We start from the raw sequence: 23,586 nt of genomic DNA, 5'->3' as shown, positions 1-23,586 counted from the left end.
CCGTGCAGCCGCCACCTGAAAGTGACGGAAACGAGTCCTCTTAAGTGCTCCTCGTCGAAACCTGTTCGCGGCAGACCCTCGAAACGGATTGGATTCGGCGGCTCGGAAAAAACTTTGACGTTTCTCCCATCCGATCCCGGTGGGGCTCCGAACGACTGTCAACGCCACGGAGAGGCCGTGGCAGTGTTCTGAAGGAGCTTGAGATGTTCAGCACCAAGAAGAAGGTCACCGCAGCCATCACCCTCGGCCTTGCGAGCGCATTCCTGCTCTCCGCATGTTCCATGGGCGGCACCACCGAAGAGCCGGCAGAGTCGACGGCCCCCGAGTCGTCCGAGACGATGGCTCCCGAGACCGAGACGATGGACCCGGCCGCGAACCTGGTCGGCCCCGGCTGCGCCGCATACGCAGAGGCTGTTCCGGACGGCGCAGGATCCGTCGAGGGCATGTCGCTCGACCCGGTCGCCACCGCAGCATCCAACAACCCGCTGCTCACCACGCTCGTGGCCGCAGTCAGCGGACAGCTGAACCCCGACGTCAACCTCGTCGACACGCTGAACGGCGACGAGTTCACCGTCTTCGCACCCGTCGATGACGCTTTCGCGAAGATCGACCCGGCCACCATCGAGGCACTCAAGACCGACAGCGCCACGCTGAGCTCGATCCTGACCTACCACGTGGTCCCCGGCCAGGTCGCACCTGACGAGATCGCCGGCATGCACACCACCGTCCAGGGTGCTGACCTCGAGGTCACCGGCAGCGGCGACGACCTGATGGTCAACGACGCCACCGTCATCTGCGGTGGAGTCCAGACCGCCAACGCGACCGTGTACCTCATCGACACGGTCCTGATGCCCCCGGCCGAGTAAGGCCCGGGAACGCCGAGGCGGACACTCGGTAAGCCGTCCCACCTCTCGGGGGAGGTCGGTGGGATGGAGAAGGAGCCGCTGACGACACGTCGTCAGCGGCTCCTTCTTTGCGCCCTAGACTGGAGGGGCGGGCCTCTAGCTCAGTTGGCAGAGCATCGGACTTTTAATCCGCGGGTCGTGGGTTCGAGCCCCACGGGGCCCACCGTTTATCACCACCGGCCGGATCCGGCCACCCCCTTCACTCCGTCGGCACCCTGCGAGAGAGTCGTGGCGTCCCCATCCGGGACATTCACCCCACGAAAGGACGCATCATGGCGACTCTCACCGACAGCCGAGTGGCATTCCTCGCGACAGACGGATTCGAGGACAGCGAGCTGACCAGTCCGTGGGAAGCGGTGCAGGGCGAAGGCGCGAGCGCCACGCTCATCGCACCGGACGGACAGCAGATCACCGGCAAGAACGGTCACGTGCAGCACGTCGACCTCACGTCCGAGACGGCGAAGGCCGACGAGTTCGACGCTCTCGTGCTCCCGGGCGGCGTCGTGAACGCCGACCACCTGCGGCTCGACAAGGCATCGATCGACCTCGCCCGCTCGTTCTTCGAGCAGCACAAGCCGGTCGCGGTCATCTGCCACGGCGCGTGGATCCTGATCGAAGCCGGCGTGGTCGACGGACGCACGCTGACCAGCTACCCGAGCCTCGCGACCGACCTCCGCAACGCCGGAGCCACCTGGGTCGACGAGGAAGTGGTGGTCGACGAAGGTCTCGTGTCCAGCCGCACTCCCGACGACCTCCCTGCTTTCAACGCGAAGCTGATCGAAGAGGTCGCCGAGGGGAAGCACGCAGGCCAGACCGCGTGATCTGAATTCCCGGCGGTCCGGTGTCAGGCGCCAGCGCGCGCCCTGTGACGCCGGACCGCCGCTCTGTTCGCACAGCGCACCGAGCAGAATCGCTGCCGCCCGTTGCGGGTCACGTCGACGACCACGTTCGTGCAGGGTGAGGCCTCGCAGCGACCCAGTCGGTCCATGCCGCGGGTGACGAGGTGCAGCGACGTGCCGACCGCGAAGACGGCCCGGAGCACATACGGCAGAGATCGCACATCGTCGCGGTAGTGCAGGTGCCAGCCTTCGCCGTCGTGGTTCGTCAGGCGCGGGTATGCCGCAGCTTCCGCCATCTGCGCGTTGAGGATCTCCGCGCGAGAGTCCGGGTCCGCCGCGTCTACGATCCGCAGCCAGTCGTCGACCACCTCTCGGACCCGTTCATGGTCGTCGGCGGCGGGAGGGAACGTCATCGTCATCCCCATCTCGAGGGTGCGCTCCTCGATTCCCGCTCGATCGACGGGAAAGTCGTCGGCGAGGGATGCGGCCAGGAGAACCGCATATTCGCCGTAAGGGTTGAGATGCATAAGGCCATTACATCACGCTGGATGCATGACCACGTTGCACACTCTGCCGATCCCTCGCCAGACCGCCACCGCACACGAGCACGCCTGGGTCGCCGGCTCGCGGCATCCGACCAGCGAAGGCGTCGTCGTGTACGTCCGCTGCGCCGACTGCGGCACGCATCGCGTCGACCTGCAGGCGCACCCGCTGATGCCTCCCTCGGCGATCAGCCGCGAGACCTCGGACTGAACCACTGATCAGACAGCGACGATCTCGCCGTTCCGCGGCACCCAGTCCTGCTCTCCTTCGCGGAGAAAGGCGAGCGGGATCCCCCGGCCGTCCTGCTCGATCGCGTGCGAGCTGCCGAACAGCTCTGTGCCGTGGCTGGGGACGCGCGACGCCGGGCTGTTCTGCACGATCCACCGCCCCGTGAAGGGCAGAGCCAGCGTGAACGGCTCCCTCTCGCTCATGCGGTCAGCTCGGCGAGCTTCCGGATCGTGCGGAGGTTGCGCGCCGTGCCTGCGACGCCGAGCGCACGATCGAGGACGGCCTTGGTGAGCCTCGTGCTGTGCACACCGCCCTCGGCGTAGTCGATCCACAGATCGTCGCCGACCAGTGCGATCCGCTCCCCCGGCACGAGCCGCTCCTGCAGTGCCTCGACGGCCCCGGGCGCGGCCGGCCCCTCGAGGAACATCGCGTGCAGCAGCTTCTCCGACGCTCCGCCGAACGGGTGCGCATCCAGGGCGTGCACGAGGTCGTCGTGAGTCCTCAGGATGACCGGGGTGTCGACGTCGAACTCGTCGGCGATCAGCTCCCGGACCCGAGCGCTCACCGACGTCGGATCATCCGGATGCTCGCACACGATGTTCCCACTCGCGATGTAGGTCGAGACCTCACCCAGCACCGGAGCGAGCACCTCGCGCAGCTGTGCCATCGGCACTCGATTGCGGCCCGAGACGTTGACCGCTCGCAGCAGCAGGACGCTGCGTGTCACGCAGAGTCGCTCTCGACGAGCACGGCACCCGCATGGGCGAGTTCTGCGAGAGCCGCCGCACTCGGCCCCGGTGCGACACCCGCGATCAGGTCGGTGAGGATGCGCACTCGGACTCCGTGCGCCACCGCGTCGAGCGCAGAGGCCCGCACGCAGTGGTCCGTGGCGATGCCGACGACGTCGGCCTCGAGGACACCCGCGGCGGTGAGGATCGCGCCGACGGTGTCTCCCGTTTCGGTCGCGCCCTCGAACATCGAGTAGGCGGGGCGACCCTGCCCCTTGTGCACATGGTGCGTGACGGCATCGGTCACCAGCAGCGGGTCGTAGTCGGCGCCGGGCGTGCCTGCGACGCAGTGCACGGGCCACGTGTCGACGTAGTCCGGCGCCTCTCCGAAGTGGCCGGCGTTGTCGCCTTCGGCGTCGTGCCAGTCGCGCGAGGCGATGATGACGTCGTACTCCGTCGCATGTGCGGCGAGGAACGCTGAGACAGCGGATGCCACGGCGTCCCCGCCGTCGACGGCCAAAGCGCCGCCCTCGGTGAAGTCGTTCTGCACATCGACGATCAGAAGCGCTCTGCTCATGGTCTGAGCGTACGCCGCCCTCGCGGGTCTCCCCAAGGCAGGAAACCAAAAGGCCCCGAGATGTTGTTCACATCACGGGGCCTGCTGGAGCCGCTTGTCAGAATCGAACTGACGACCTTTTCATTACGAGTGAAATGCTCTGCCGACTGAGCTAAAGCGGCGCGATCATCGATATTACCCGTTCCGGAGCCGCACCGCGAATCGAGCCGCGATCACTCGCAGCGGACGTCGCTCTCGGGCACGACATTGTCGAGGAGGAACGCCTCGACGGCGCTGTCGACGCACGTGTTGCCCTTGTTGTATCCGGTGTGGCCTTCGCCCACGCGGGTGATCAGCACGCCCTCGTCGAGCTGCTCGGCGAGCGACTCGGACCACTCGTACGGGGTCGCCGGATCGTTGGTCGTGCCGACCACGAGGATCGGGCCGGCACCCTCGGCGTTGATCTCGCCTCGCGTCCCGGTCGGCGGGTAGGGCCACACCGAGCAGGAGTCGGGGCCGTTCCAGTACGGAGCGATGGTCGGTGCGCCGTCGGCGATCCTCTTCTCGGTCGCCGCCTCGGCCGCCGGGTCGTCCTCGACGGGATAGTCCATGCAGTTGTAGGCGCGGAAGGCTTCGCTCGAGTTGTCGAGATAGGTGCCGTTCTCACGTCCGTTGTAGAAGTCGGCGAGGAAGAACGCCGTCGTCGGATCGCCCTGCAGAGCCTCGTCGAGCGCCTGCGTGAGGTACTGCCAGCTGTCTGCCGAATACAGGGCGGCGATGATCGCGGTCATCAGCGAGTCCGCGCCGAGCATGCGCCCGTCGCCGTTCTCGAGCGGAGACGCGTCGACGCTCGCGAGCAGTGCACCGAGATCGGCCATGGCCTCGTCGACCGTGCCGTTGAACGGGCACTCGCCCGAGTCGAGGCAGTTCTGCATGTACGCGCGGAGGGCCGATTCGAATCCGAGCGCCTGGGTGGCACCGACATCGAGCCCCGAGACGGCCGGGTCGATCGCACCGTCGAGCACGAGTCGGCCCGCTTTCTCGGGGTACAGGTCGGCGTAGGTCGCACCGAGGAAAGTTCCGTAGGAGTAGCCGAGGTAGTTCAGCTGCTTGTCGCCGAGCACCGCGCGGATCAGATCCATGTCGCGTGCAGCGTTGATCGTGGTGACGTAGGGCAGGATGCCGCCGCTGTTCGCCTCGCACGCGTCGGCGAACTCCTTGTGGGCCTCGAGCAGCTCGGCCTCCCACTCCGCACTCCCCCGCTTGCCTGCGGGGATCGTGTAGAGGTAGTCGTCCATGCCTGCAGCGTCGAAGCACGTCACTGCGGTCGATTCTCCGACGCCGCGGGGGTCGAATCCGATCACGTCGTAGTTCTCGATGAGATCGGCACCGACCGCGAAGTCGAGACTGTCGCGGATGAGCTCGACGCCGCTGGCGCCAGGACCACCGGGGTTCGTCAGCAGTGAGCCCTGAGCCGTTCCCGTCGCCTGGTGGCGCACGACGGAGAGGGTGATCTCGCCCTCGCCCGGGTTCTCCCAGTCGAGCGGAGCGGTCACCTCGGTGCAGTCGAACCCCGTGCCGCACTCGCTCCAGGTGAGCGTCTGGCCGTAGAACGGCAGCAGGTCTTCTGCCACGCCTTCGGTGTCTGGCGCGTTCGTGGTGGACGGCTTCGGCTCGGCCTGCTCGGGGATCATCGAGTACAGGCACCCGGAGAGGGCGACCGAGGCCGCGGCGAGGCCGGCGATCACGGCGACGGCACGTCGGATGCGGGAAGTCGGTCGATTGTTCACGGTGTCCTCCCGCTCGTGACAGTCACGAGCAAGCTCTCGAGGGCGAGCAGCGGTGCGACGTTGCGCTCCAGCGACTGGCGTGTGTCGGCAAGGTGGTCGAGTACGACAAGAGTACGGGTCTCCGGCCAGGCCGCAGCCAGCGCGGCCAGGTCTTCGCGAAGCTCGCGATTGATCAGCTCGTCGTCTCGGCCGAACTGCAGCATTACGACATCACGGAAGAGAGACTGCAGATCGGTGAGGACTCTGTCGATCCCGTCACGCAGACTTCGGGTCGCACGCTTCTTCTGGTCGTCCTCCAGCGCGGAGATCTGCGTGCGCAGGGCCGGCGGAACGGCCTGCCCCTCGGCGATCCCGACCATACGCAGCAGGGATGCGCGCTCGGCCGCGTCGCGCTCGGCGGTGAGCGCCTTGGCGTCATCAGTGGCCGCCTGGATGATGCGGCCGGCGACCTCGACGGCGTCGCTGACACCGCGAACCCCCAGCACAGACCGCAGGGTCTCGTCACGGCGGCGGCGGGCAGCCTCATCGGTGGCGAGTCGCTGGGCCATGCCGATGTGCCGTTGCGCATGACGAGCGGCCTGCTCGGCGATGCCCTCATCGACCCCTGTGCGCAGCGTGATCAGACGTGCCACGTCTGCGACATCGGGCTCGCGCAGTCGCAGTGAGCGCACGCGCGAACGGATGGTCGGCAGCAGGTCGGCTTCGCTCGGGGCGCAGAGTATCCAGACCGTCTGCTCTGGCGGCTCTTCGAGAGCCTTCAGCAGCACGTTGGAGGTGCGCTCGACCATGCGGTCGGCGTCTTCGACCACGATCACGCGATAGCGGCCGGCAGACGGGGCGAAGTACGAGCGCTCGACGAGCGCACGAGCCTCCGCGATCGTGATGATGACCTTGTCGGTGCGCAATGCCGTCACATCCGGATGCGTTCCCGCGAGAACCTGACGCATCGACGCCTCGTCATCGGGGTGGTCCGCCACGAGCGCTGCGGCGAAGGCGTGCGCGAGCGTGGAGCGCCCCGACCCGGGCGGACCCGTGATGAGCCAGGCGTGCGACAGCGCGGAGGGATCGGATGCGGCGTTGCGAAGCGTGTCGACCGCGGCATCCTGTCCCCACACATCGTCCCACGGGAAAGGTGCGGCGACAGTCTGGGGCATGCCCTCAGCCTAATCGGGAGCACCGACGTGCGCGGCAACCGTCCCCGTCTGCGAGGGGCGGACAGGCGGACGGCGTGCTGTGCGGAAGGCTCAGCCGATCAGCGTGGCGACCCGCTCGCGGATCTGCTCGGCGATGACCTCGGGCGTCGCTGCGGCGTCGAGAACCAGGAAACGATCCGGCTCGGCCTGCGCTAGAGCGAGGTACGCGTCGCGGACTCGCGCGTGGAACTCGTTCTTCTCGGCTTCGAGTCTGTCGAAGGGCTTGTCAGCCGAGTCGAGTCGCACACGCGCCGATTCGGGATCGAGGTCGAGCAGCACGGTGAGGTCGGGCAGCGCGCCCTCGGCGGCCCACAGCGACAGGCCGCGGATCTCGTCGCCGTCGAGCACTCGCCCTGCGCCCTGGTAGGCGACGGATGAGTCGAGATAGCGATCCTGCAGCACGACCTCACCGCGGGCGAGAGCAGGCCGGACGACCGTCGCGACGTGATGCGCGCGGTCGGCGGCGTAGAGAAGAGCCTCGGCACGCGGCGCGATGTCCCCACGATGGTGCAGCACGATGTCTCGGATCAGCTGGCCGACCTCCGAACCGCCGGGCTCGCGGGTGCGCACGACGGTTCGCCCTTCATCCGTCATCCACTGGGCGAGGAGGTTCGACTGCGTGGTCTTCCCCGATCCGTCTCCGCCCTCGAGGGTGATCCAGATTCCGGGACCTGATGTCACGAACCGGCCTTCTTCGCGGCGTTCGCGGCACGCGTCGCCGCGGCCTTCTTGGCTGCTGCAGACCGTGCGGCGGCCTTCTCGGCATCCGTCCCGGTCGACTTGGCCGGCGCCTTCTTCGCCGCGGGCTTCTTCGCGGCAGGCTTCTTGGCCGCAGGCTTCTTCGCGGCCGGCTTCTTGGCCGGCGCCTTCTTCGCGGCTGCACCGCGCTTCGGGGCCGGACCCTTGGCGCGCTTGTCGGCGAGCATCTGCACGGCGATCTCGAACGTGATGTCTTCGACCTTCTGACCGCGAGGGATCGTCACGTTCGTCTCTCCGTCTGTGACGTAGGCACCGAAGCGACCGTCGCGGATGCGGATCGGCTTGTTGCTGACGGGGTCGGCCTCGAACTCGGCGAGCGCGCTGGACGCACGGCGGGACCCTGCGCCGTATTTCGGCTGCGCGTAGATCTCGAGCGCCTTCTCGAGCGTCACGTCGAAGATCTCCGACTCGCTCTCGAGCGATCGGGAGTCCGTGCCCTTCTTCAGGTACGGACCGAATCGGCCGTTCTGTGCGGTGATCTCCTCGCCGCTCTCGGGGTCGGCGCCGACGACCCGCGGCAGGCTGAGCAGCTGCAGGGCGGTGTCGAGGTCGATCGTGTCGACCGACATCGAGCGGAAGAGTGAGGCGGTGCGCTGCTTGGGCGCGGCGGCCTTCTTGGCTCCCCGCTTCGGCTTGGGGGCGTCGACGACCTCACCGGTCGCCTCGTCGACGGCGGCATCTTCGGACACCGGGTCGTTCTCCTGCACATAGGGACCGAAGCGTCCGTCCTTGACGACGACGATCTTGCCGTTGTCGGGGTTGGTGCCCAGCACCCGGTCGCCGGCGACCGGCGCGTCGATGAGCTCCTGCGCCTTCGCAGCGGTCAGCTCGTCGGGGGCGAGATCCTCGGGCACGTTCACGATGCGCGGCTTCTCGTCGGGCGCCTCGGGGTTCGCGACCTCGAGGTAGGGACCGTATTTGCCGAAGCGCAGCGTGGCGGTGTCGGTGATGGGCGTGGAGTTGAGCGCCCGCGCATCGATCTCGCCGAGGTTGTCGACGGTCTGACGCAGACCGACGTGCGAATCGGAGCCGTAATAGAAGGAACGCAGCCACTCGACGCGCTTCTGCTCGCCTCGCGCGATCGCGTCGAGGTCGTCTTCGAGCGCCGCGGTGAAGTCGTAGTCGATCAGGTCGGCGAAATGCTCTTCGAGCAGACGGACCACGCTGAACGCCAGCCAGGTCGGCACGAGCGCCTGGCCGCGTTTGGTCGCGTAGCCTCGGTCGATCACTGTGCCGATGATGCTGGCGAACGTCGAGGGGCGGCCGATGCCGTGCTCCTCGAGCGCCTTGACCAGCGATGCCTCGGTGTAGCGCGGCTTGGGGGTCGTGCGGTGCCCCTTGGCCTCGGACTCCGACATGCGCAGTTCGTCGCCGACGGCGACGACCGGGAGCGACTGGTTCTCGTCGGTGTCCCTGTCGTTGCGCTTCTCGTCGCGTCCTTCTTCATAGGCCTCGAGGAAGCCCTTGAAGGTGTACACGGTGCCCGACGCGGTGAACTCGGCGTTGCGCCCCGCGGCGTCGACCGCGATGGTGACGGTCGTTGTCTCGTACTTCGCATCGGCCATCTGACTGGCGACGGTGCGCTTCCAGATCAGGTCGTAGAGACGGTGCTCCTCGCGGTCCAGTTCCGAGGAGACGGACTTCGGGGTGCGGAAGTTCTCGCCCGAGGGACGGATCGCCTCGTGCGCCTCCTGCGCGTTCTTGCTCTTCGACTTGTAGGCGCGCGGCTTCAGCGGCACCGCGGTGTCGCCGTAGAGCGCGACGGCCTGGCTGCGCGCGGCTTGCACGGCCTGGGTGCTCAGCGCGACGGAGTCGGTTCGCATATAGGTGATGTAACCCTTTTCGTACAGCCGCTGCGCGACGCTCATCGCCTGCTTGGCGCTCATCGAGAGCTTGCGGCCCGCCTCCTGCTGCATGGTGGAGGTGGTGAACGGCGCGTAGGGGCTGCGGGTTCCCGGCTTCGCCTCGACCTTCGTGACCGAGCCTGTGCCGGCGGCGTCGACGGCGAGTGCGAGCTCAGCGGCCTGCTTCTCGTCGAGGATGACGACGGCCTTCTTGAGCTTTCCGTTGTCGTCGAAGTCGGTGCCTCGGGCGAGCTGGCCGCCGTCGACACGCACAAGACGAACCTTGAATGCTGACGACGACGACGCGAGCGCCTCGACGTCCCAGTACTCGGCGGAGACGAACGCCATGCGCTCGCGCTCTCGTTCGACGATCATGCGGGTGGCGGCGGACTGCACGCGTCCGGCAGACAGCCCCGTCTTGACCTTGTACCAGAGCACGGGCGAGACGTCCCAGCCGTACAGCCGGTCGAGGATGCGGCGGGTCTCCTGCGCGTCGACGAGGTCGGTGTCGAGCTCACGGGTGTTGCCGATGGCCGCCTGGATCGCGTCCTTCGTGATCTCGTGGAAGACCATGCGCTTGACGGGGACCTTCGGCTTCAGAGTCTCGAGCAGGTGCCAGGCGATGGCCTCGCCTTCGCGGTCCTCATCAGTGGCGAGCAGGAGCTCGTCGGCGGTCTTGAGCGCACGCTTGAGTTCAGCGACGGTCTTCGTCTTGCGATCGGAGACCACGTAGTAGGGATCGAAGTCGTTGTCGACGTCGATCGAGTACTTCCCGTACGCCTGCTTGTCGGCGGCGGGGATGTCCTTCTTGTCTGCGAGGTCGCGGATGTGGCCGACGGAGCTGAGCACCTCGTAGCCATCGCCGAGGTATCCCTGAATCGACCGCATCTTCGTCGGGGACTCGACAATGACGAGCTTCTTGCCTTCAGCCAAGGGAGCGTCCTTTCTTCGAAGCACACCATACACACCGCCGTGATGGGTTGGTCACAGTGGTCGCCTGCATTTTCGCCGGAAAGTGCTCGTGCCGCCGTCAGGATCCCTCGGGTGGCCCAGCACGGGCTCGGGAGACGGCAGCGAGTCCAGCGTACGCCGCGTTCACCTGCACAGTCGCCACGAAGCCCTCGACGGCACACTCGGTGAGGGCCGCGCCTGAGGCAGCCGCGACCCGCGCGGCGAGGGCGCACGGGTCGTCGGCCGTGACGATCGCACCGCTGGCCGCGTCGGCCGCGGCGAGCGCCGCGGCGTCGGCGGCCCCCGCAGCCCGCTGCGCCGTGACGGCGGCTCCCCCGACCGCGGCGAGCCCCAGCGAGAGCACCGCTGCGACCGAGAGAACACCGGCCGCGAGAGCAGAGCCCGCCATCAGCCGCCCTCCGCTGCGATGGTCGACATCAGAGTCCTCCGGAGAGTGCACAGCTGGACGCCTGCAGCGGGATCCGGACGAAGCCGCCGATCGCGACGTCGGCGTGCGCCTTCACGCAGACGAGGTCTCCGGATGAGCTGCTCGACATTCCGGCGCCAGGAACCGCGGTCGACACCGCATGTGAGGCCCGGCCCGCGTCCTCCCCTCGGCCGAGGAGGCGCGCGGCGTCGGCCGACGCGTCCTGGAGTGCGACCTGACGAGCGGCCGCGCCCAGCGCACCGGCCCCGAGCAGAAGAGTGAGGACCACCGCGGGCAGCGCGAGTGCGAGCTCGGCGACCACCGACCCCCGCTCGCCGTCACGATCGGCGCTCATCACGACACCGTGAGAGCCCGACGCACCAGGTCGGTGAGGATGCCGCGCACCTCATCCGACCTCATGATGACGACGAGCAGCCCGGCGAAGGCCACAGCGGCCATCGTCGTGATCGCGTACTCGGCGGTGGCGGCGCCGCTGTCGTCTCCGAACAGCGTCGCGGAACGGCGCCGAGTGAGCGGAGGGAGTGTGTTCATGGGTTCCTTCTTTCCGTGTGCGGATGCGCGTGCATCCTGTGGTCGGCGGCCGTCAGAGCGGCAGCGGGGTCGAGAGGAGCACGCTCAGCAGCAGCGGGGCGACTCCCAGCAGAAGAAATGCCGGCAGCGTGCAGACTCCGAGCGGGATCAGCAGCGTCGTCGAGAGCTTCGCCGCGCGGAGGCGGCCGTCGATGCGGGATGCGTGCCGCTCTTGCCCGGCGGAGGCGCGGAGGAGTTCGCCGGCCGGCACCCCCGCGGCGTGCGACAGCTCGAGCACCGCGCGGACGCGCGCGTCATCTCCGCGATGAGACGCGGGACTCTCCGCGACGAGGCGCAGGGCCCGATCGATGGAGGCGCCGCCGGAGAGAGCGACGGCGATGAGCTCCGCCTGCATCCCCGGAGTGCCCGGCTCGGGTCGCGCGTTCCGAAGCAGTCGGTTCGTCCAGCCTCGGGCAGCGAGCACGAGGAGGAGCCCGGCCACGACGCAGGCCGCTCCCGCGGGCGTCCCGAAGATGACGCCGAGAGTGTCGAAGCCGAGGGCGAAACCGAGCAGCAGACCGGCGAACGGCATCCACAGGAGCAGCCGCGCGGTTCCCGCCGGTTCAGCGAGAGCGATGCGCACATCATCGGCGGCGGACGCGGCGTCGCGAAGCGTCTCCGCGATCATGCGCAGCACATCGGCCAGAGGCGCCCCGACGGTGGTCGCCACCTCCCACGCCGCAGCGAGGTCTCGCCACGGGCCGCCCTCGGCCTCGATCGCGGCGATGAGCGAGACGCCGCCGTCGACTCGCTCCACCACCGATGCGGCGTGCGCGTCGCCGATCGAGGCGAGGTGCCTCCAGGCGACCAACGGCACCGCTCCGGCCTGCAGCAGCACGGCGAGCGTCTGCACCGAGGTCGCCGCGTCTGTTCCGGCGTCGGGGGCGCTTCTCCGTCGAGCGCTCACCACGGTCGCACCTCCTCGATGCCCAGCCGGTCTCCGGTGAGCGCGAGCACCCCCGCCTGCGCGATGCGTCGCCGCCCTCCGGGCGCCCTGTCGAGGTGCAGAACGATCGTGAACGCGCTCACCGCCTGGCGCGCGAGCGCCGTGGCGTCCATGGATGCGAGCGCGCCGAGTGCCTCGAGCCGGGCCGGCACATCGCTCAGACCGCTCGCGTGGAGGGTTCCGGCGCCGCCATCGTGTCCGGTGTTCAGAGCTGTCAGCAGCTCCCTCACCTCCTCGCCTCGGCACTCACCGACCACGAGACGGTCGGGGCGCATGCGCAGCGACTCGCGGACCAGTCGTGCGAGGCTGATGCCGCCGGCGCCCTCGAGGTTCGACTGTCGCGCCTCGAGAGCGACATGGTGGGGGTGCTGCGGGCGCAGCTCGGCGACGTCCTCGATCGTGACGATGCGCTCGGAGGTCGGCGCGGCCGACAGCAGCGCCGACAGCAGAGTCGTCTTGCCTGTGCCGGTGCCGCCGGTGATGAGGATGTTGGCGCGCTCAGCCACCAGACCGAGGAGCCAGCTGTGCTGCCTGGCGTCGAAGGCGCCGAGCTCCGCCAACGCATCGAGATCCGCGGCGCGCACTCTGGGCACACGGATCGATAGAGCCGTCCCCGAGGTCGAGATGGGCGCGAGGATGGCATGCACCCGGATGCCGGACTCGAGCCTCACGTCGACGCACGGTGCCTGATCGTCGAGATGGCGACCGCCGAGACCGACGAGCGCGACCGCGAGATCGCGAACCTCCCGCTCGGACGCGCTCCACCCGTGCACCGCCTCGGCGCCGCGCCCCCGGTCGATGAACAGCCCTGAGGCGCCGTTGACGAAGATGTCGGTGACCTCGTCGTCAGCGCAGTGCTCTGCGAGCGGACCGAAGACGGGATCGACCTGCAGCGGCGTGCGACCACCCCGTTCGGCGCCGTCGACGAGAGGCGACGTGCCGCGCGGCTGGATGACGAAGGGATCGGGCATCCCCCGAAGCTAGGCGCCGCGCTCAGCGCGCGACCCCCGCGTCGAGCGGCTCGGACGGCGTCTGTGGGCAACCCCGCCCGGGCGTTCAGCGTGCAGAGCAGGTCGCGAAGACGGACATGAGGAGTGAGCCCGACGTGGGAGCGCTCCCGAAAAAGAGAGGGCGGCATCTCACGGGGGGAATGAGATGCCGCCCACGGCGTCCCTCATGGGGGAATCGGGCACGCCAAGGCCAGAATGATAATTCGGCTGTCGTCGAGTGTACGCAAGGCGACCGTCCTGACAAAACCGGCCGGACTACCTACTTTCGGCAGTATGCGATGTCCCTGCCCGAGGCTAGATTCGCCCTGACCTGATCGCGTGCAGACGCGTTCATGCCCGCACGACCTGCCACGCCGCAAAGGAGCGCCTGCCGATGAGCAGCCAGATCGATCATCTTCTCGATGAGACCCGCCAGTTCCCGCCCTCCGAGGAGTTCGTCGCGCAGTCGGTCTCGTCCCCCGCGCTGTACGAGAGCGCTGCTGCAGACCGCGAGGCCTTCTGGGCCGCGCAGTCCGCCGAACTGCTCGAATGGCACAAGCCGTTCACCCGTGTGCTCGACTGGTCGACCCCTCCGTTCGCGAAGTGGTTCGACGACGGCGAGCTGAACGTGGCCTACAACTGCCTCGACCGCCATGTCGAAGCGGGCAACGGCGATCGCGTCGCCCTGCACTGGGAAGGCGAACCGGGCGACTCACGCACCATCACCTACGCGGAGCTCACGGACGAGGTCAAGCGCGTCGCCAACGTGCTCGAGGGCCTCGGCGTCGGCCACGGAGACCGCGTCGCGATCTACCTGCCGATGATCCCCGAGGCGGTCGCGTCGATGCTCGCCGTCGCTCGCGTCGGAGCCATCCACTCGGTCGTGTTCGGCGGCTTCAGCGCCGACAGCCTGCGGTCGCGTATCGACGACGCAGGCGCCAAGCTCGTCATCACCGCCGACGGCGGATACCGCAAGGGCCGCGTCTCGGCGCTGAAGCCGGCCGTCGACCAGGCCCTCGCGGACCGCGGTGACGGCGAGCAGCAGACCGTCGAGCACGTGCTCGTCGTCAAGCGCGGCGAGAACGAGGTCGACTGGCAGGACGGCCGCGACCTCTGGTGGCACGAGGTTGTTCCTGCCGTGTCGCCCGAGCACACCGCCGAGGCCTTCCCCGCCGAGAACCCGCTGTTCATCCTCTACACCTCGGGTACGACGGGAAAGCCCAAGGGCATCCTGCACACCTCGGGCGGGTACCTCACCCAGGCCGCGTACTCGCACAAATACGTGTTCGACCTGCACCCCGAGACCGACGTCTACTGGTGCACGGCCGACATCGGATGGATCACCGGGCACAGCTACGTCACCTACGGCCCGCTCGCGAACGGCGCGACCCAGGTGATCTACGAGGGCACGCCCGACGCCCCGCACCCCGGCCGCTGGTGGGAGATCATCGAGAAGTACAAGGTCTCGATCTTCTACACGGCGCCGACCGCGATCCGCTCGTTCATGAAGATCGGCCGCAGCGTCCCCGCGAAGTTCGACCTGTCGTCGCTGCGTCTGCTCGGCTCGGTCGGCGAGCCCATCAACCCCGAGGCCTGGATCTGGTATCGCGACGTGATCGGTGCGGGCACGACCCCCATCGTCGACACCTGGTGGCAGACCGAGACGGGCGCGATCATGGTCTCGGCGCTCCCCGGCGTCACCGCGACCAAGCCGGGCTCCGCGCAGGTTCCGCTGCCCGGCATCTCGATCGACGTCGTCGATGAGACCGGCGCCGAGGTGGGCAACGGCAACGGCGGCCTCCTGGTGGTCACCGAGCCGTGGCCGAGCATGCTGCGCGGCATCTGGGGCGACCCGGAGCGCTACAAGGAGACGTATTGGGAGAAGTTCGAGGAGCAGGGCTACTACTTCGCGGGCGACGGCGCTCGCCTCGACGATGACGGCGACCTGTGGCTGCTCGGGCGGGTGGACGACGTGATGAACGTCTCGGGCCACCGCCTCTCGACCGCCGAGATCGAGTCGTCGCTCGTCGCTCACGAGGCGACGGCAGAGGCCGCCGTCGTGGGCGCCGCCGACGAGACCACGGGCCAGGCGGTCGTCGCATTCGTGATCATCAAGGAGAGCTACCTCTCGGCCCATGACCCTGCCGGTCTCGCTCAGCAGCTGCGCCTCTGGGTCGGCGAGCAGATCGGTGCGATCGCACGCCCCCGCGACGTGTACATCGTCGGCGAGCTGCCGAAGACCCGCTCGGGCAAGATCATGCGGCGCCTGCTGCGCGACGTCGCTGAGGGCCGCGAGGTCGGCGACACCACGACCCTCGCAGACACCGCCGTGATGAGCATCATCTCGGCTCAGGTCAAATAGGGCGGATGCAGAAACGCCCCCTCCCGATCCGGGAGGGGGCGTTCTTCATGTTCGGGTCAGGCGAGGATGAACGTGACCTCGACCTCGACCGGGCTGTCGAGCGGCAGCACCGGCACGCCGACAGCCGCGCGCGCATGGCGACCGGCGTCGCCGAAGATCTCGCCGAGCACGAGGCTCGCACCGTTGACGACGCCGGGCTGGCCGGTGAAGTCGGGCGTGGACGCCACGAACCCGCCGAGCCGCAGCACTCCGCCGATCCTGTCGACCCCGCCGGCGGCGTCGGCGGCCGCAGCGAGGGCGTTCAGCGCGCAGGTGCGGGCGTAGTCGTTCGCGTCTTCAGCGCTGACCTCGGCGCCGACCTTGCCCGTCGCAGGAAGCTGACCTGCGGTGAACGGCAGCTGACCGGAGGTGTAGACGAGCCCGGCGTGGACGACCGCCGGAACGTAGGCGGCGACGGGTGCCGCCACCGCCGGAAGCTCGATGCCGAGCTCGGTCAGACGCTGAGAGAGGCTCACGCGGCGCCCCCTTCGAACTGGCGCGACGCCTCGGCGGCGGCTGCGAGACCGGCGTTGCCAGCGGCATCCGCCGACACAGGACGCTTGAAGTAGGCCACGAGCCCGCCCTCGGGCCCCTGGATGACCTGCACGAGCTCCCAGCCCTGCTTGCCCCAGTTGTTGAGGATCGCAGCGGTGTTGTGGATCAGCAGCGGGGTGGTGAGGTACTCCCACGTGGTCATGGCTCTCCTGTCTGGCGGCATCCGCGATGGCGGCTGCGTCAAAGGCGGTATTCAGGGAACTCCCCTACGATCTAGCGTATGCCTCAAAAGAATCGCACGGTGAAAGGTGCGCTCGGCGGAGTCCTCGGACTCGTCGGGCTGAGCACCGTCGCCGGTCTCCTCGTCGCGGCCAGCGTCACCCCTGTGCTCGCCATGACCGGTATCGCCGGGTCGCAGGCCCTCACCATCTTCGAGGACCTCCCCGAGAACCTCCAGGTCGGCGCTCCGATGCAGCAGTCCACCATCTACGCGACCGGTCTCGACGGCAACCCCGTCGCTCTGGCGTCGTTCTACGAGCAGAAGCGCATCCCGGTCGCCTACGACCAGGTGGCACCCGTGATGTACGACGCGATCCTCTCGAGCGAGGACAAGAACTTCTACACGCACGGCGGGATCAACCTCGGCGCGACGATCAAGGCCGCAGTCGGGAACGTCGCGGGCACGACCGATCGAGGCGCCTCCACGATCACGCAGCAGTACGTGAAGAACGTCCAGGTTCAGGAGTGCGAACAGGACGTCGACCCCGGAGCCGAGGACTACTCGACGCAGATCGAGCAGTGCTTCCTCGATGCGGCAGTCGCGAAGGGCGGCGAGGGCGTCGAGCGCAAGCTGCAGGAGATGCGCTACGCGTTGAAGATCGAGAAGGAGTACTCGAAGAACGAGATCCTTCTCGGCTACCTCAACATCGCCAACTTCGGCGGCACCATCTACGGCATCGAAGCCGCAGCGAACCGCTACTTCTCGACCACGGCGGCGAACCTCACCCTCGCTCAGGCGGCCACGATCGCCGGCATGGTCCAGGAGCCCAACAGGTTCCGCATCGACCGCCCGGGCGGGATCTGGACCGATGACGCCGGAGTGGCGCACAACGGAGATGCCGACGGCTACAAGGACACGAAGGACCGCAGGGACTACGTCCTCGACCGGATGCTGCTCGACGCCAAGATCACGCAGGCCGCGCATGACGAGGCTGTGGCCACGCCGATCACCCCGGTGCTCAGCGAGCCCCAGCAGGGTTGCGGGGCCGCAGGCGACAACGCCTACTTCTGCCAGTACGTGAAGGCCGTCATCGAGAACGACGAGGCCTTCGGCGCCACCGCGGAGGAGCGTCGCGCGAACCTGCGTCGCGGAGGCATGGAGATCTACACCTCGCTCGACATGCGCGTGCAGCAGACCGCGATCGACGCGGTGAGGTCGCAGGTCCCGCAGGCGATGCCCGGGATCCTGGTCGGCGGCACCGGAGTGTCGGTCGAAGCATCCACCGGTCGCATCCTCGCGATGGCCCAGAACACCGTCTTCAACGAGACGACCGAAGCCAACCTCGCCGCCGGCGAGACCTCACAGGTCTTCGCCGCCGACAAGGCGCACGGCGGCTCGACCTACGGGTTCGAGACCGGATCGACGTACAAGCTCTTCACCCTTCTGAGCTGGCTCGAGTCAGGACACTCGGTGAACCAGGTGCTCGACGGCCGCCTCAAGACCTTCAGCCCCTTCACGAAGTGCGGCGACAGGGTCACGAACAGCGCCAAGATCAACAACTTCGGGAACTCAGGCGGGTCGGTGGGCAGCGTTCGGCAGTTCACTGCGCAGTCGCTGAACACCGGCTTCCTCGCGATGGCGCAGCAGCTCGACCTCTGCGACATCAACGAGGTCGCCAAGAGGCTCGGCGTCCACTACGGCAACGGCGATGACATCACGGTCGGTGGAACCACCTCCAACACCGCCCCGAACGATCCGTTCCCGACGGTCCTCGGCTCGAAGAGCGTGGCCCCGCTGCAGATGGCAGGCGCCTACGCGACTGTCGCCAACAACGGCGTCTACTGCGAGCCGCGCGTGATCGACCGGGTCATCGGTGAGAACGGAGCGGAGATCACGCCTCCTGCGCAGAACTGCTCCCAGCAGCTCACTCCCGAGGTGGCAGCCACCGCGGCGTTCGCGCTGCGCGGCGTGATGGAGGGGAACGGCACGGGAACGCGGGCGAACCCGTTCGACGGCACCCAGCTGATCGGCAAGACCGGTACCGCCGAGAAGGAGCACACGATGCTCGTCGAGTCGAGCACCAAGGTCACCACTGCGGTGTGGGTGGGAAACATCGACGGCCGCGTGCCGCTGAACGACTTCCGCAACGGCGATGGCACCCGACTCGGCGACATCCGCTACGGTCTCGCCAGGGCGATCCAGGGAGCCGCGAATGCCGTCTACCCCGCTGACCAGTTCCCCCGGCCCGACGACAAGCTCGTTCGTCAGGTGCTGACGGACGTTCCCGATGTCGTGGGCAAGTCGGTCGGCGAGGCGAGCTCGCTCATCGAGGCAGCGGGCTTCACCGCAGCCGTCGGCCCGGCCGTCGACGGCCCCGCAGGTGACGTGATCATGGCTCAGGACCCGTCCGGACAGGCCCCGAGCGGCGCGACCATCACGATCTCGCCCAGCAATGGCCAGGGTGCGACCGTGCCGGACATCACCGGGCAGTCGAAGTCCGAAGCGCAGAGCGCGCTGTTCGGCGCAGGGTTCTCGTCGATCGATTTCGACGGATCGTGCAACGGACAGAACGCCTCCGTGACCTCGACCGACCCGGCAGCGAACACCGCGACCACCAAGAGCACCTCCATCAAGGTCAGCTGCAAGTGACGTCACGCCATGCGGCACACCCGGCCCTCATCGCGCTCGGCGCGGTGGGGGCCGCTGGTGCTGCGGCCGCCGTCTGGGGCATCGGCATCGAGCGCTACCTGTTCACGGTGCGCGAGGCGACGGCATCCGCTCTCGCGCCCGGCTCAGCCCCGCTGCGCGTGCTGCACATCTCGGATGCACACATGGCTCCGTGGCAGCATCGCAAGCAGGACTGGCTCGCCTCGCTCGCGCAGCTGAAGCCCGATCTCATCATCAACACGGGCGACAACCTGGGGCATCGCGATGGCCTCACGGGGATTCGCCGAGCCTTCGAGCCCCTCGCCGGCATCCCCGGCGTCTTCGTGCACGGCTCGAACGACGTGATCGGCCCGTCGCCGCGCAATCCGATCCGGTACTTCGCGGGCCCGTCGGAGCGACCGCGAGAGCTGAACTTCCTCGACACCGATGCGATGGACGCCTACTTCACCGACGAGCTCGGATGGACCAGTCTGAACAACGCCGCTGCGCGCCTCACGGTCGCCGGCAACCCGCTCGACCTCTTCGGCGTGAGCGACGCGCACTGCGACTGGGATCGCCTCGAAGATCTGCCGGGGGCGATCGACTCCCTCGGACCGCGACCCTCCGACACGACCGTGCTCGGGGTCACCCACGCGCCGTATCAGCGCGTACTGAACGGCTTCGTCGACCTCGGCGCCGACGCGGTCTTCGGCGGTCACACGCACGGCGGCCAGGTCTGTCTGCCGGGATTCGGTGCTCTCGTCGCAAACTGCGACATCCCTCTGAAGCAGGCGAAGGGCCTCAGCACGTGGACGCAGGGCGACCGCACGGTTCCGCTCAACGTCAGCGCCGGCTGCGGGCACTCGATCTACGCACCGGTGCGATTCGCATGCCGCCCGGAGGCGACGCTGCTCACGCTGACGGCGCGCGGTTGACGCCTCGATTCGGTGCTGAGAGCTTTTCGCTGTAGACTCGGAGGGTTGCAAAACGGGGTGTGGCGCAGCTTGGTAGCGCGCTTCGTTCGGGACGAAGAGGTCGCAGGTTCAAATCCTGTCACCCCGACCAGTAACACCGGAAGGCCGTCCTCACGGGCGGCCTTCTCTGTATCCGTCCCGAGGTGAAAGGCACCGTGTGAGTCGTCTGCTCCCTCCCCCGCGCCGGCTCACCCGCGGTATCGCGCTCGCTCTCGGCATCCCGTTCTTCGTCGGTCTGGCGCTGCTCACACTCACGCCCGAGCGCGTCGAGAAGTCGATGCCGAACCTGCTCGATCTCGTGCTGTCGGCCGCGCACCGCCTCGGGTGGGAGTCTCTCGATTTCACGCGCCTGGAGATCATCGCCAACGTGCTGGTGTTCGTGCCCATCGGCATCCTCGCCTTCCTCCTCGTGCCGCGCCGCTTGTGGCCTCTGGCGATCGTGCTCGGCCCCGCGCTGTCGCTCTCGATCGAAGTTCTCCAGCGCCTCGTTCTGCCTAATCGTGCAGCCACTCTCACCGATGTGGTCGCGAACTCCGGCGGCGCCCTGATCGGGGTCGCCATCGCGATCGTCGGCACGCTGCTCTTCGCACCGCGTCTCTCTCAGCATCGCCCGTCTACGCTGGAGGCATCATGACCTCGCCTGCACTCGTCGCCTTCGACCTCGACGACACCCTCGCCCCGTCGAAAGAGCCCATCGACGCGAGGATGGTCTCGCTGCTGCTCGCGCTGCTGCAGAAGGTCGATGTCGCGATCATCTCGGGCGGCAACGAGGCGCAGTTCCGCGCACAGGTGGTCGCTCGGCTCGGAGCCATCGATGACGAGTCCGCCGCACGTCTGCATCTGCTGCCGACCTGCGGCACCCGATACCTGCGGCACGACGGCTCGGACTTCTCGCCTCTCTACGCCCACGACCTCACCGCCGAGCAGAAGTCCGACGCCTTCACCGCTCTGCGCGAAGAGGCGGAGCGCCTCGGACTCTGGGAGGCGCAGCCCTGGGGCGAGATCGTCGAAGACCGCGGATCGCAGATCACCTTCTCGGCGCTCGGGCAGAAGGCTCCCCGCGAGGCGAAGCACGACTGGGACCCATCGGGTGCGAAACGTGAGGCGCTTCGAGACGCCGTGGCCGCGCGACTCCCCGACCTCGAGGTGCGATCCGGCGGCTCGACCTCGATCGACATCACCCTCGCCGGCATCGACAAGGCGTTCGGCATGAAGCAGCTCGCCGAGCACACGAGCATCCCGCTCGGCTCGATGCTCTTCTACGGCGACCGGCTCGACGAGGGCGGCAACGACTACCCCGTGCTGGCGATCGGAGTGCCCTCCGTGGCCGTGGAGGGCTGGGAGGACACCGCCGACAAGCTCGACGAGCTTCTGCGGACTCTCTGACCCTCGACGTCAGCATCCGCGCACCCCGCGCGGAGGAGTTCTAGCATGTCGGTATGGAACCGCTGCTGATCGTCGTCTGGACCGCAGCCGTCGCGAGCGCGGCGTGCTGGCTGCTCTCGCTCGTCACCCGTGACACCTCCTGGGTGGACCGCGCGTGGTCGATCGTGCCCGTGGTCTACCTCTGGATCTTCGCGGGATCGGCCATCGCGAGCGGCGAGGATGCCGGTCGCCTGGTGCTGATGGCATCCCTCGTGACCGCGTGGGGTGTGCGGCTGACGTTCAACTTCGCCCGCAAGGGCGGGTACACCGGCATGGAGGACTACCGATGGGCGATCCTGCGGCGCCGGATGAAGCCCTGGCAGTTCCAGATCTTCAATCTGCTGTTCATCGTCGTCTACCAGATGACGCTGCTCGTGCTGATCACTCTTCCCGCCGAGATCGCGCTGCGGAACCCCGCCCCGCTGAACGCGTGGGACCTCGTCTTCGGCGCCCTCTTCCTCGCGCTGCTGGTCGGCGAGACGCTCGCCGACCGCGAGCAGTGGGAGTTCCACCGGCGAAAGAAGCAGGCCGGTGGCACACTGGCCCCTGGCTTCGCCACGGAGGGACTGTTCCGCTACAGCCGCCACCCCAACTTCTTCTTCGAGCAGAGCCAGTGGTGGGTGCTCTACGCGATCGGGGCGAGCGCCGCCGTGGCATCGGGTGCAGGCTTTCTCGGCGGCGCGATCAACTGGACGATCATCGGCCCGATCCTGCTCAGCGTCCTGTTCGTCGGGTCGACGATCTTCACCGAGTCCATCACTGCAGGAAAGTACCCGGCGTACGCCGACTATCGCCGCAGCACGTCGATGCTCATCCCCTGGCCGCCGCGGGCGCGGCCGGTCACCGAGCCCGCGGCCTGACTCCGAAGGACGTCAGCGCACCACCGCGTCGGAGGCCGTGCGCGTCACCGGCACGAGGCGGGTGAGCTGCGTGACGTGCGAGGGCTCGAGCTCGGCGAGCGAGGCGACGCCCAGAAGCCGCATGGTGCGCTCGATCTCGGTGCGCAGGATCTCGATCGTCCGATCGACACCCGCACGCCCACCCGCCATGAGGCCGTAGAGATAGGCGCGACCGATCAGGGTGAAGTCCGCGCCGAGCGCCACCGCCGCCACGATGTCCGCGCCGTTCATGATCCCGGTGTCGACCATGACGGTGAAGTCGTCGCCCACCGCCCTGCGGACCTCGGGAAGGAGGTGGAACGGGATGGGCGCGCGGTCGAGCTGGCGCCCGCCGTGGTTGGAGAGCACGATGCCGTCGACGCCGGCGTCACGCAGCCGCATCGAGTCCTCGACGTTCTGCACTCCCTTGATCACGATCTTGCCGGGCCAGATGTCGCGGATCACGGCGAGGTCGTCGTAGCTGATGGTCGGGTCCATGGCGGCGTCGAGCAGCTCACCGACCGTGCCGCCGGTGGTGCTTAGCGAGGCGAACTCGAGCTTGGGCGTCGTGAGGAAGTCGTACCACCACCATGGCCGAGGGATCGCGTTGATGATCGTGCCGAGAGTCAGCTGCGGCGGGATGCTGAAGCCGTTGCGCTTGTCACGCAGCCGCGCGCCGGCGACAGGCGTGTCTACCGTGAACTGCAGGGTGTCGAAGCCCGCTGCCGCTGCACGACGGGTGAGCTCGTAAGAGATCTCACGATCGCGCATGACGTAGAGCTGGAACCAGTTGCGGCCGTGCGGGTTGGCGGCCTTCACGCCCTCGATCGACGTCGTGCCGAGCGTCGACAGCGTGAACGGGATGCCGGCCGCCGCTGCGGCCCCCGCACCGGCGACCTCGCCCTCGGTCTGCATGAGACGCGTGAACCCGGTCGGGGCGATGCCGAACGGCAGAGCCGACGGGCCGCCGAGGATGTCGACCGAGGTATCCACCGACGGAGCCGGACGAAGGATGCCGGGGTGGAACTCCACGTCCTGGAACGCCTGCCGAGCACGCGTGAGCGACAGCTCGCCCTCGGCCGCGCCGTCGGTGTAGTCGAACGCCGCCTTCGGGGTGCGACGCTTCGCGATCGTGCGCAGGTCTTCGATCGTGAGCGCCGAGTCGAGACGGCGCTTCTTGCCGTTGAACTCGGGCTTCTTGAACTTCATCAGGTCGAGAAGCTCTGCGGGGTTGGGAACCTGGCGCTGGACCATGGCT

At 68.1% G+C, this 23,586-nt stretch carries 25 protein-coding genes and 3 tRNA genes; 11 read left to right on the top strand and 17 right to left on the bottom strand.

Features of this window, described 5'->3' with window-relative positions; genetic code table 11:
• The first annotated feature begins 203 nt into the window (after positions 1–203).
• The 3 genes from OB895_RS16760 (at position 204) to OB895_RS16750 (ending at position 1,726) form a co-directional block, all read left to right on the top strand.
• On the top strand, positions 204–866 hold the full coding sequence (locus OB895_RS16760) for a fasciclin domain-containing protein (RefSeq protein WP_042539725.1): 663 nt from the start codon (positions 204–206) through the stop codon (positions 864–866).
• A gap of 129 nt (positions 867–995) precedes the next feature.
• Positions 996–1,068: transfer RNA gene (locus OB895_RS16755), tRNA-Lys, on the top strand.
• Between the two features lie 109 nt (positions 1,069–1,177).
• Positions 1,178–1,726, top strand: a complete 549-nt coding sequence (locus OB895_RS16750) for a type 1 glutamine amidotransferase domain-containing protein (protein WP_042539723.1) — start codon at positions 1,178–1,180, stop codon at positions 1,724–1,726.
• A 23-nt stretch (positions 1,727–1,749) separates the two neighbouring features.
• On the opposite strand, the gene OB895_RS16745 is transcribed toward OB895_RS16750, so the two are convergent.
• On the bottom strand, positions 1,750–2,271 hold the full coding sequence (locus tag OB895_RS16745) for a CGNR zinc finger domain-containing protein (RefSeq protein WP_042539721.1): 522 nt from the start codon (positions 2,269–2,271) through the stop codon (positions 1,750–1,752).
• Positions 2,272–2,296: 25 nt separating this feature from the next.
• On the opposite strand from OB895_RS16745, the gene OB895_RS16740 reads away from it, so the two are divergent.
• Positions 2,297–2,497 carry a hypothetical protein gene (locus OB895_RS16740; RefSeq protein ID WP_079113293.1) on the top strand — a complete coding sequence of 67 codons (201 nt, stop codon included), beginning with the start codon at positions 2,297–2,299 and terminating at the stop codon, positions 2,495–2,497.
• 8 nt (positions 2,498–2,505) lie between these two features.
• On the opposite strand, the gene OB895_RS16735 is transcribed toward OB895_RS16740, so the two are convergent.
• The 13 genes from OB895_RS16735 to OB895_RS16675 form a co-directional block, all read right to left on the bottom strand.
• Entirely contained in the window at positions 2,506–2,718 is a 213-nt protein-coding gene (locus OB895_RS16735; RefSeq protein ID WP_311878321.1) for a hypothetical protein, read from the bottom strand.
• Complete coding sequence (locus tag OB895_RS16730; protein WP_079113294.1) at positions 2,715–3,242, bottom strand: DUF1697 domain-containing protein; 528 nt, start codon at positions 3,240–3,242, stop codon at positions 2,715–2,717. The genes OB895_RS16735 and OB895_RS16730 overlap by 4 nt, the downstream gene beginning before the upstream one ends.
• Complete coding sequence (locus OB895_RS16725; RefSeq protein WP_079113295.1) at positions 3,239–3,820, bottom strand: isochorismatase family protein; 582 nt, start codon at positions 3,818–3,820, stop codon at positions 3,239–3,241. The genes OB895_RS16730 and OB895_RS16725 overlap by 4 nt, the downstream gene beginning before the upstream one ends.
• Positions 3,821–3,905: 85 nt before the next feature.
• Positions 3,906–3,981: transfer RNA gene (locus tag OB895_RS16720), tRNA-Thr, on the bottom strand.
• A gap of 51 nt (positions 3,982–4,032) precedes the next feature.
• Positions 4,033–5,589 carry an alpha/beta hydrolase gene (locus OB895_RS16715; RefSeq protein WP_079113296.1) on the bottom strand — a complete coding sequence of 519 codons (1,557 nt, stop codon included), beginning with the start codon at positions 5,587–5,589 and terminating at the stop codon, positions 4,033–4,035.
• Positions 5,586–6,743 carry a DNA polymerase III subunit delta' gene (locus tag OB895_RS16710; RefSeq protein ID WP_079113297.1) on the bottom strand — a complete coding sequence of 386 codons (1,158 nt, stop codon included), beginning with the start codon at positions 6,741–6,743 and terminating at the stop codon, positions 5,586–5,588. The genes OB895_RS16715 and OB895_RS16710 overlap by 4 nt, the downstream gene beginning before the upstream one ends.
• 90 nt (positions 6,744–6,833) lie before the next feature.
• Positions 6,834–7,463 carry a dTMP kinase gene (gene tmk / locus OB895_RS16705; protein ID WP_079113298.1) on the bottom strand — a complete coding sequence of 210 codons (630 nt, stop codon included), beginning with the start codon at positions 7,461–7,463 and terminating at the stop codon, positions 6,834–6,836.
• Positions 7,460–10,318, bottom strand: a complete 2,859-nt coding sequence (gene topA / locus OB895_RS16700; protein WP_042539705.1) for a type I DNA topoisomerase — start codon at positions 10,316–10,318, stop codon at positions 7,460–7,462. Before topA ends, tmk begins: the two co-directional genes overlap by 4 nt.
• 97 nt (positions 10,319–10,415) lie before the next feature.
• Positions 10,416–10,745 (bottom strand): hypothetical protein, encoded by a 330-nt coding sequence (locus OB895_RS16695; protein ID WP_056373669.1) that lies wholly within the window; start codon positions 10,743–10,745, stop codon positions 10,416–10,418.
• A gap of 28 nt (positions 10,746–10,773) precedes the next feature.
• Entirely contained in the window at positions 10,774–11,118 is a 345-nt protein-coding gene (locus OB895_RS16690) for a TadE family type IV pilus minor pilin (RefSeq protein ID WP_079113299.1), read from the bottom strand.
• Positions 11,118–11,315: a DUF4244 domain-containing protein gene (locus tag OB895_RS16685; RefSeq protein WP_042539672.1), complete on the bottom strand. Its 198-nt coding sequence runs from the start codon at positions 11,313–11,315 to the stop codon at positions 11,118–11,120. The genes OB895_RS16690 and OB895_RS16685 overlap by 1 nt, the downstream gene beginning before the upstream one ends.
• A 52-nt stretch (positions 11,316–11,367) precedes the next feature.
• Positions 11,368–12,261: a type II secretion system F family protein gene (locus OB895_RS16680; RefSeq protein WP_079114026.1), complete on the bottom strand. Its 894-nt coding sequence runs from the start codon at positions 12,259–12,261 to the stop codon at positions 11,368–11,370.
• Positions 12,258–13,271: a TadA family conjugal transfer-associated ATPase gene (locus OB895_RS16675; protein WP_311878313.1), complete on the bottom strand. Its 1,014-nt coding sequence runs from the start codon at positions 13,269–13,271 to the stop codon at positions 12,258–12,260. Before OB895_RS16675 ends, OB895_RS16680 begins: the two co-directional genes overlap by 4 nt.
• 412 nt (positions 13,272–13,683) lie before the next feature.
• On the opposite strand from OB895_RS16675, the gene acs reads away from it, so the two are divergent.
• Positions 13,684–15,651: an acetate--CoA ligase gene (gene acs, locus OB895_RS16670; protein WP_079113324.1), complete on the top strand. Its 1,968-nt coding sequence runs from the start codon at positions 13,684–13,686 to the stop codon at positions 15,649–15,651.
• Between the two features lie 56 nt (positions 15,652–15,707).
• On the opposite strand, the gene OB895_RS16665 is transcribed toward acs, so the two are convergent.
• Together OB895_RS16665 and sp36 are read right to left on the bottom strand one after the other, a co-directional pair.
• Entirely contained in the window at positions 15,708–16,166 is a 459-nt protein-coding gene (locus tag OB895_RS16665) for a RidA family protein (RefSeq protein ID WP_079113325.1), read from the bottom strand.
• Complete coding sequence (sp36, locus tag OB895_RS16660; RefSeq protein ID WP_042539664.1) at positions 16,163–16,387, bottom strand: Sp36 family protein; 225 nt, start codon at positions 16,385–16,387, stop codon at positions 16,163–16,165. The genes OB895_RS16665 and sp36 overlap by 4 nt, the downstream gene beginning before the upstream one ends.
• Before the next feature lie 78 nt (positions 16,388–16,465).
• On the opposite strand from sp36, the gene OB895_RS16655 reads away from it, so the two are divergent.
• The 6 genes from OB895_RS16655 (at position 16,466) to OB895_RS16630 (ending at position 22,310) form a co-directional block, all read left to right on the top strand.
• Entirely contained in the window at positions 16,466–19,054 is a 2,589-nt protein-coding gene (locus OB895_RS16655) for a transglycosylase domain-containing protein (protein WP_042539662.1), read from the top strand.
• A complete protein-coding gene (locus tag OB895_RS16650) occupies positions 19,051–19,986 on the top strand; it encodes a metallophosphoesterase (RefSeq protein ID WP_042539660.1) in 936 nt (311 codons plus the stop codon). The genes OB895_RS16655 and OB895_RS16650 overlap by 4 nt, the downstream gene beginning before the upstream one ends.
• A gap of 53 nt (positions 19,987–20,039) precedes the next feature.
• Positions 20,040–20,116: transfer RNA gene (locus OB895_RS16645), tRNA-Pro, on the top strand.
• Positions 20,117–20,182: 66 nt separating this feature from the next.
• Positions 20,183–20,659, top strand: a complete 477-nt coding sequence (locus OB895_RS16640; RefSeq protein ID WP_052492912.1) for a VanZ family protein — start codon at positions 20,183–20,185, stop codon at positions 20,657–20,659.
• Positions 20,656–21,411, top strand: coding sequence for an HAD-IIB family hydrolase (locus OB895_RS16635; RefSeq protein ID WP_042539658.1), 756 nt, complete (start codon positions 20,656–20,658; stop codon positions 21,409–21,411). The genes OB895_RS16640 and OB895_RS16635 overlap by 4 nt, the downstream gene beginning before the upstream one ends.
• A gap of 53 nt (positions 21,412–21,464) precedes the next feature.
• Positions 21,465–22,310 carry a DUF1295 domain-containing protein gene (locus OB895_RS16630; RefSeq protein WP_042539656.1) on the top strand — a complete coding sequence of 282 codons (846 nt, stop codon included), beginning with the start codon at positions 21,465–21,467 and terminating at the stop codon, positions 22,308–22,310.
• A gap of 12 nt (positions 22,311–22,322) precedes the next feature.
• Here OB895_RS16630 and OB895_RS16625 read toward each other — a convergent pair whose 3' ends face one another.
• Complete coding sequence (locus tag OB895_RS16625; protein ID WP_079113326.1) at positions 22,323–23,582, bottom strand: alpha-hydroxy acid oxidase; 1,260 nt, start codon at positions 23,580–23,582, stop codon at positions 22,323–22,325.
• Positions 23,583–23,586 lie beyond the last annotated feature (4 nt).

The organism is Microbacterium forte (assembly GCF_031885415.1).
Taxonomy (GTDB): domain Bacteria; phylum Actinomycetota; class Actinomycetes; order Actinomycetales; family Microbacteriaceae; genus Microbacterium; species Microbacterium forte.
Note: the sequence above shows the minus strand (reverse complement) of the source record. Positions and strands in the feature narration are given on the sequence as shown.

Coding starts and splice junctions, on each gene's coding strand:
- OB895_RS16685 (WP_042539672.1), bottom strand. CDS start 11,315: ATGAACACACTCCCTCCGCTCACTCGGCGCCGTTCCGCGACGCTGTTC.
- OB895_RS16725 (WP_079113295.1), bottom strand. CDS start 3,820: ATGAGCAGAGCGCTTCTGATCGTCGATGTGCAGAACGACTTCACCGAG.
- OB895_RS16675 (WP_311878313.1), bottom strand. CDS start 13,271: ATGCCCGATCCCTTCGTCATCCAGCCGCGCGGCACGTCGCCTCTCGTC.
- OB895_RS16690 (WP_079113299.1), bottom strand. CDS start 11,118: ATGAGCGCCGATCGTGACGGCGAGCGGGGGTCGGTGGTCGCCGAGCTC.
- OB895_RS16740 (WP_079113293.1), top strand. CDS start 2,297: ATGACCACGTTGCACACTCTGCCGATCCCTCGCCAGACCGCCACCGCA.
- OB895_RS16625 (WP_079113326.1), bottom strand. CDS start 23,582: ATGGTCCAGCGCCAGGTTCCCAACCCCGCAGAGCTTCTCGACCTGATG.
- OB895_RS16630 (WP_042539656.1), top strand. CDS start 21,465: ATGGAACCGCTGCTGATCGTCGTCTGGACCGCAGCCGTCGCGAGCGCG.
- OB895_RS16655 (WP_042539662.1), top strand. CDS start 16,466: ATGCCTCAAAAGAATCGCACGGTGAAAGGTGCGCTCGGCGGAGTCCTC.
- OB895_RS16735 (WP_311878321.1), bottom strand. CDS start 2,718: ATGAGCGAGAGGGAGCCGTTCACGCTGGCTCTGCCCTTCACGGGGCGG.
- OB895_RS16760 (WP_042539725.1), top strand. CDS start 204: ATGTTCAGCACCAAGAAGAAGGTCACCGCAGCCATCACCCTCGGCCTT.
- acs (WP_079113324.1), top strand. CDS start 13,684: ATGAGCAGCCAGATCGATCATCTTCTCGATGAGACCCGCCAGTTCCCG.
- OB895_RS16695 (WP_056373669.1), bottom strand. CDS start 10,745: ATGGCGGGCTCTGCTCTCGCGGCCGGTGTTCTCTCGGTCGCAGCGGTG.
- OB895_RS16745 (WP_042539721.1), bottom strand. CDS start 2,271: ATGCATCTCAACCCTTACGGCGAATATGCGGTTCTCCTGGCCGCATCC.
- sp36 (WP_042539664.1), bottom strand. CDS start 16,387: ATGACCACGTGGGAGTACCTCACCACCCCGCTGCTGATCCACAACACC.
- OB895_RS16750 (WP_042539723.1), top strand. CDS start 1,178: ATGGCGACTCTCACCGACAGCCGAGTGGCATTCCTCGCGACAGACGGA.
- OB895_RS16635 (WP_042539658.1), top strand. CDS start 20,656: ATGACCTCGCCTGCACTCGTCGCCTTCGACCTCGACGACACCCTCGCC.
- OB895_RS16710 (WP_079113297.1), bottom strand. CDS start 6,743: ATGCCCCAGACTGTCGCCGCACCTTTCCCGTGGGACGATGTGTGGGGA.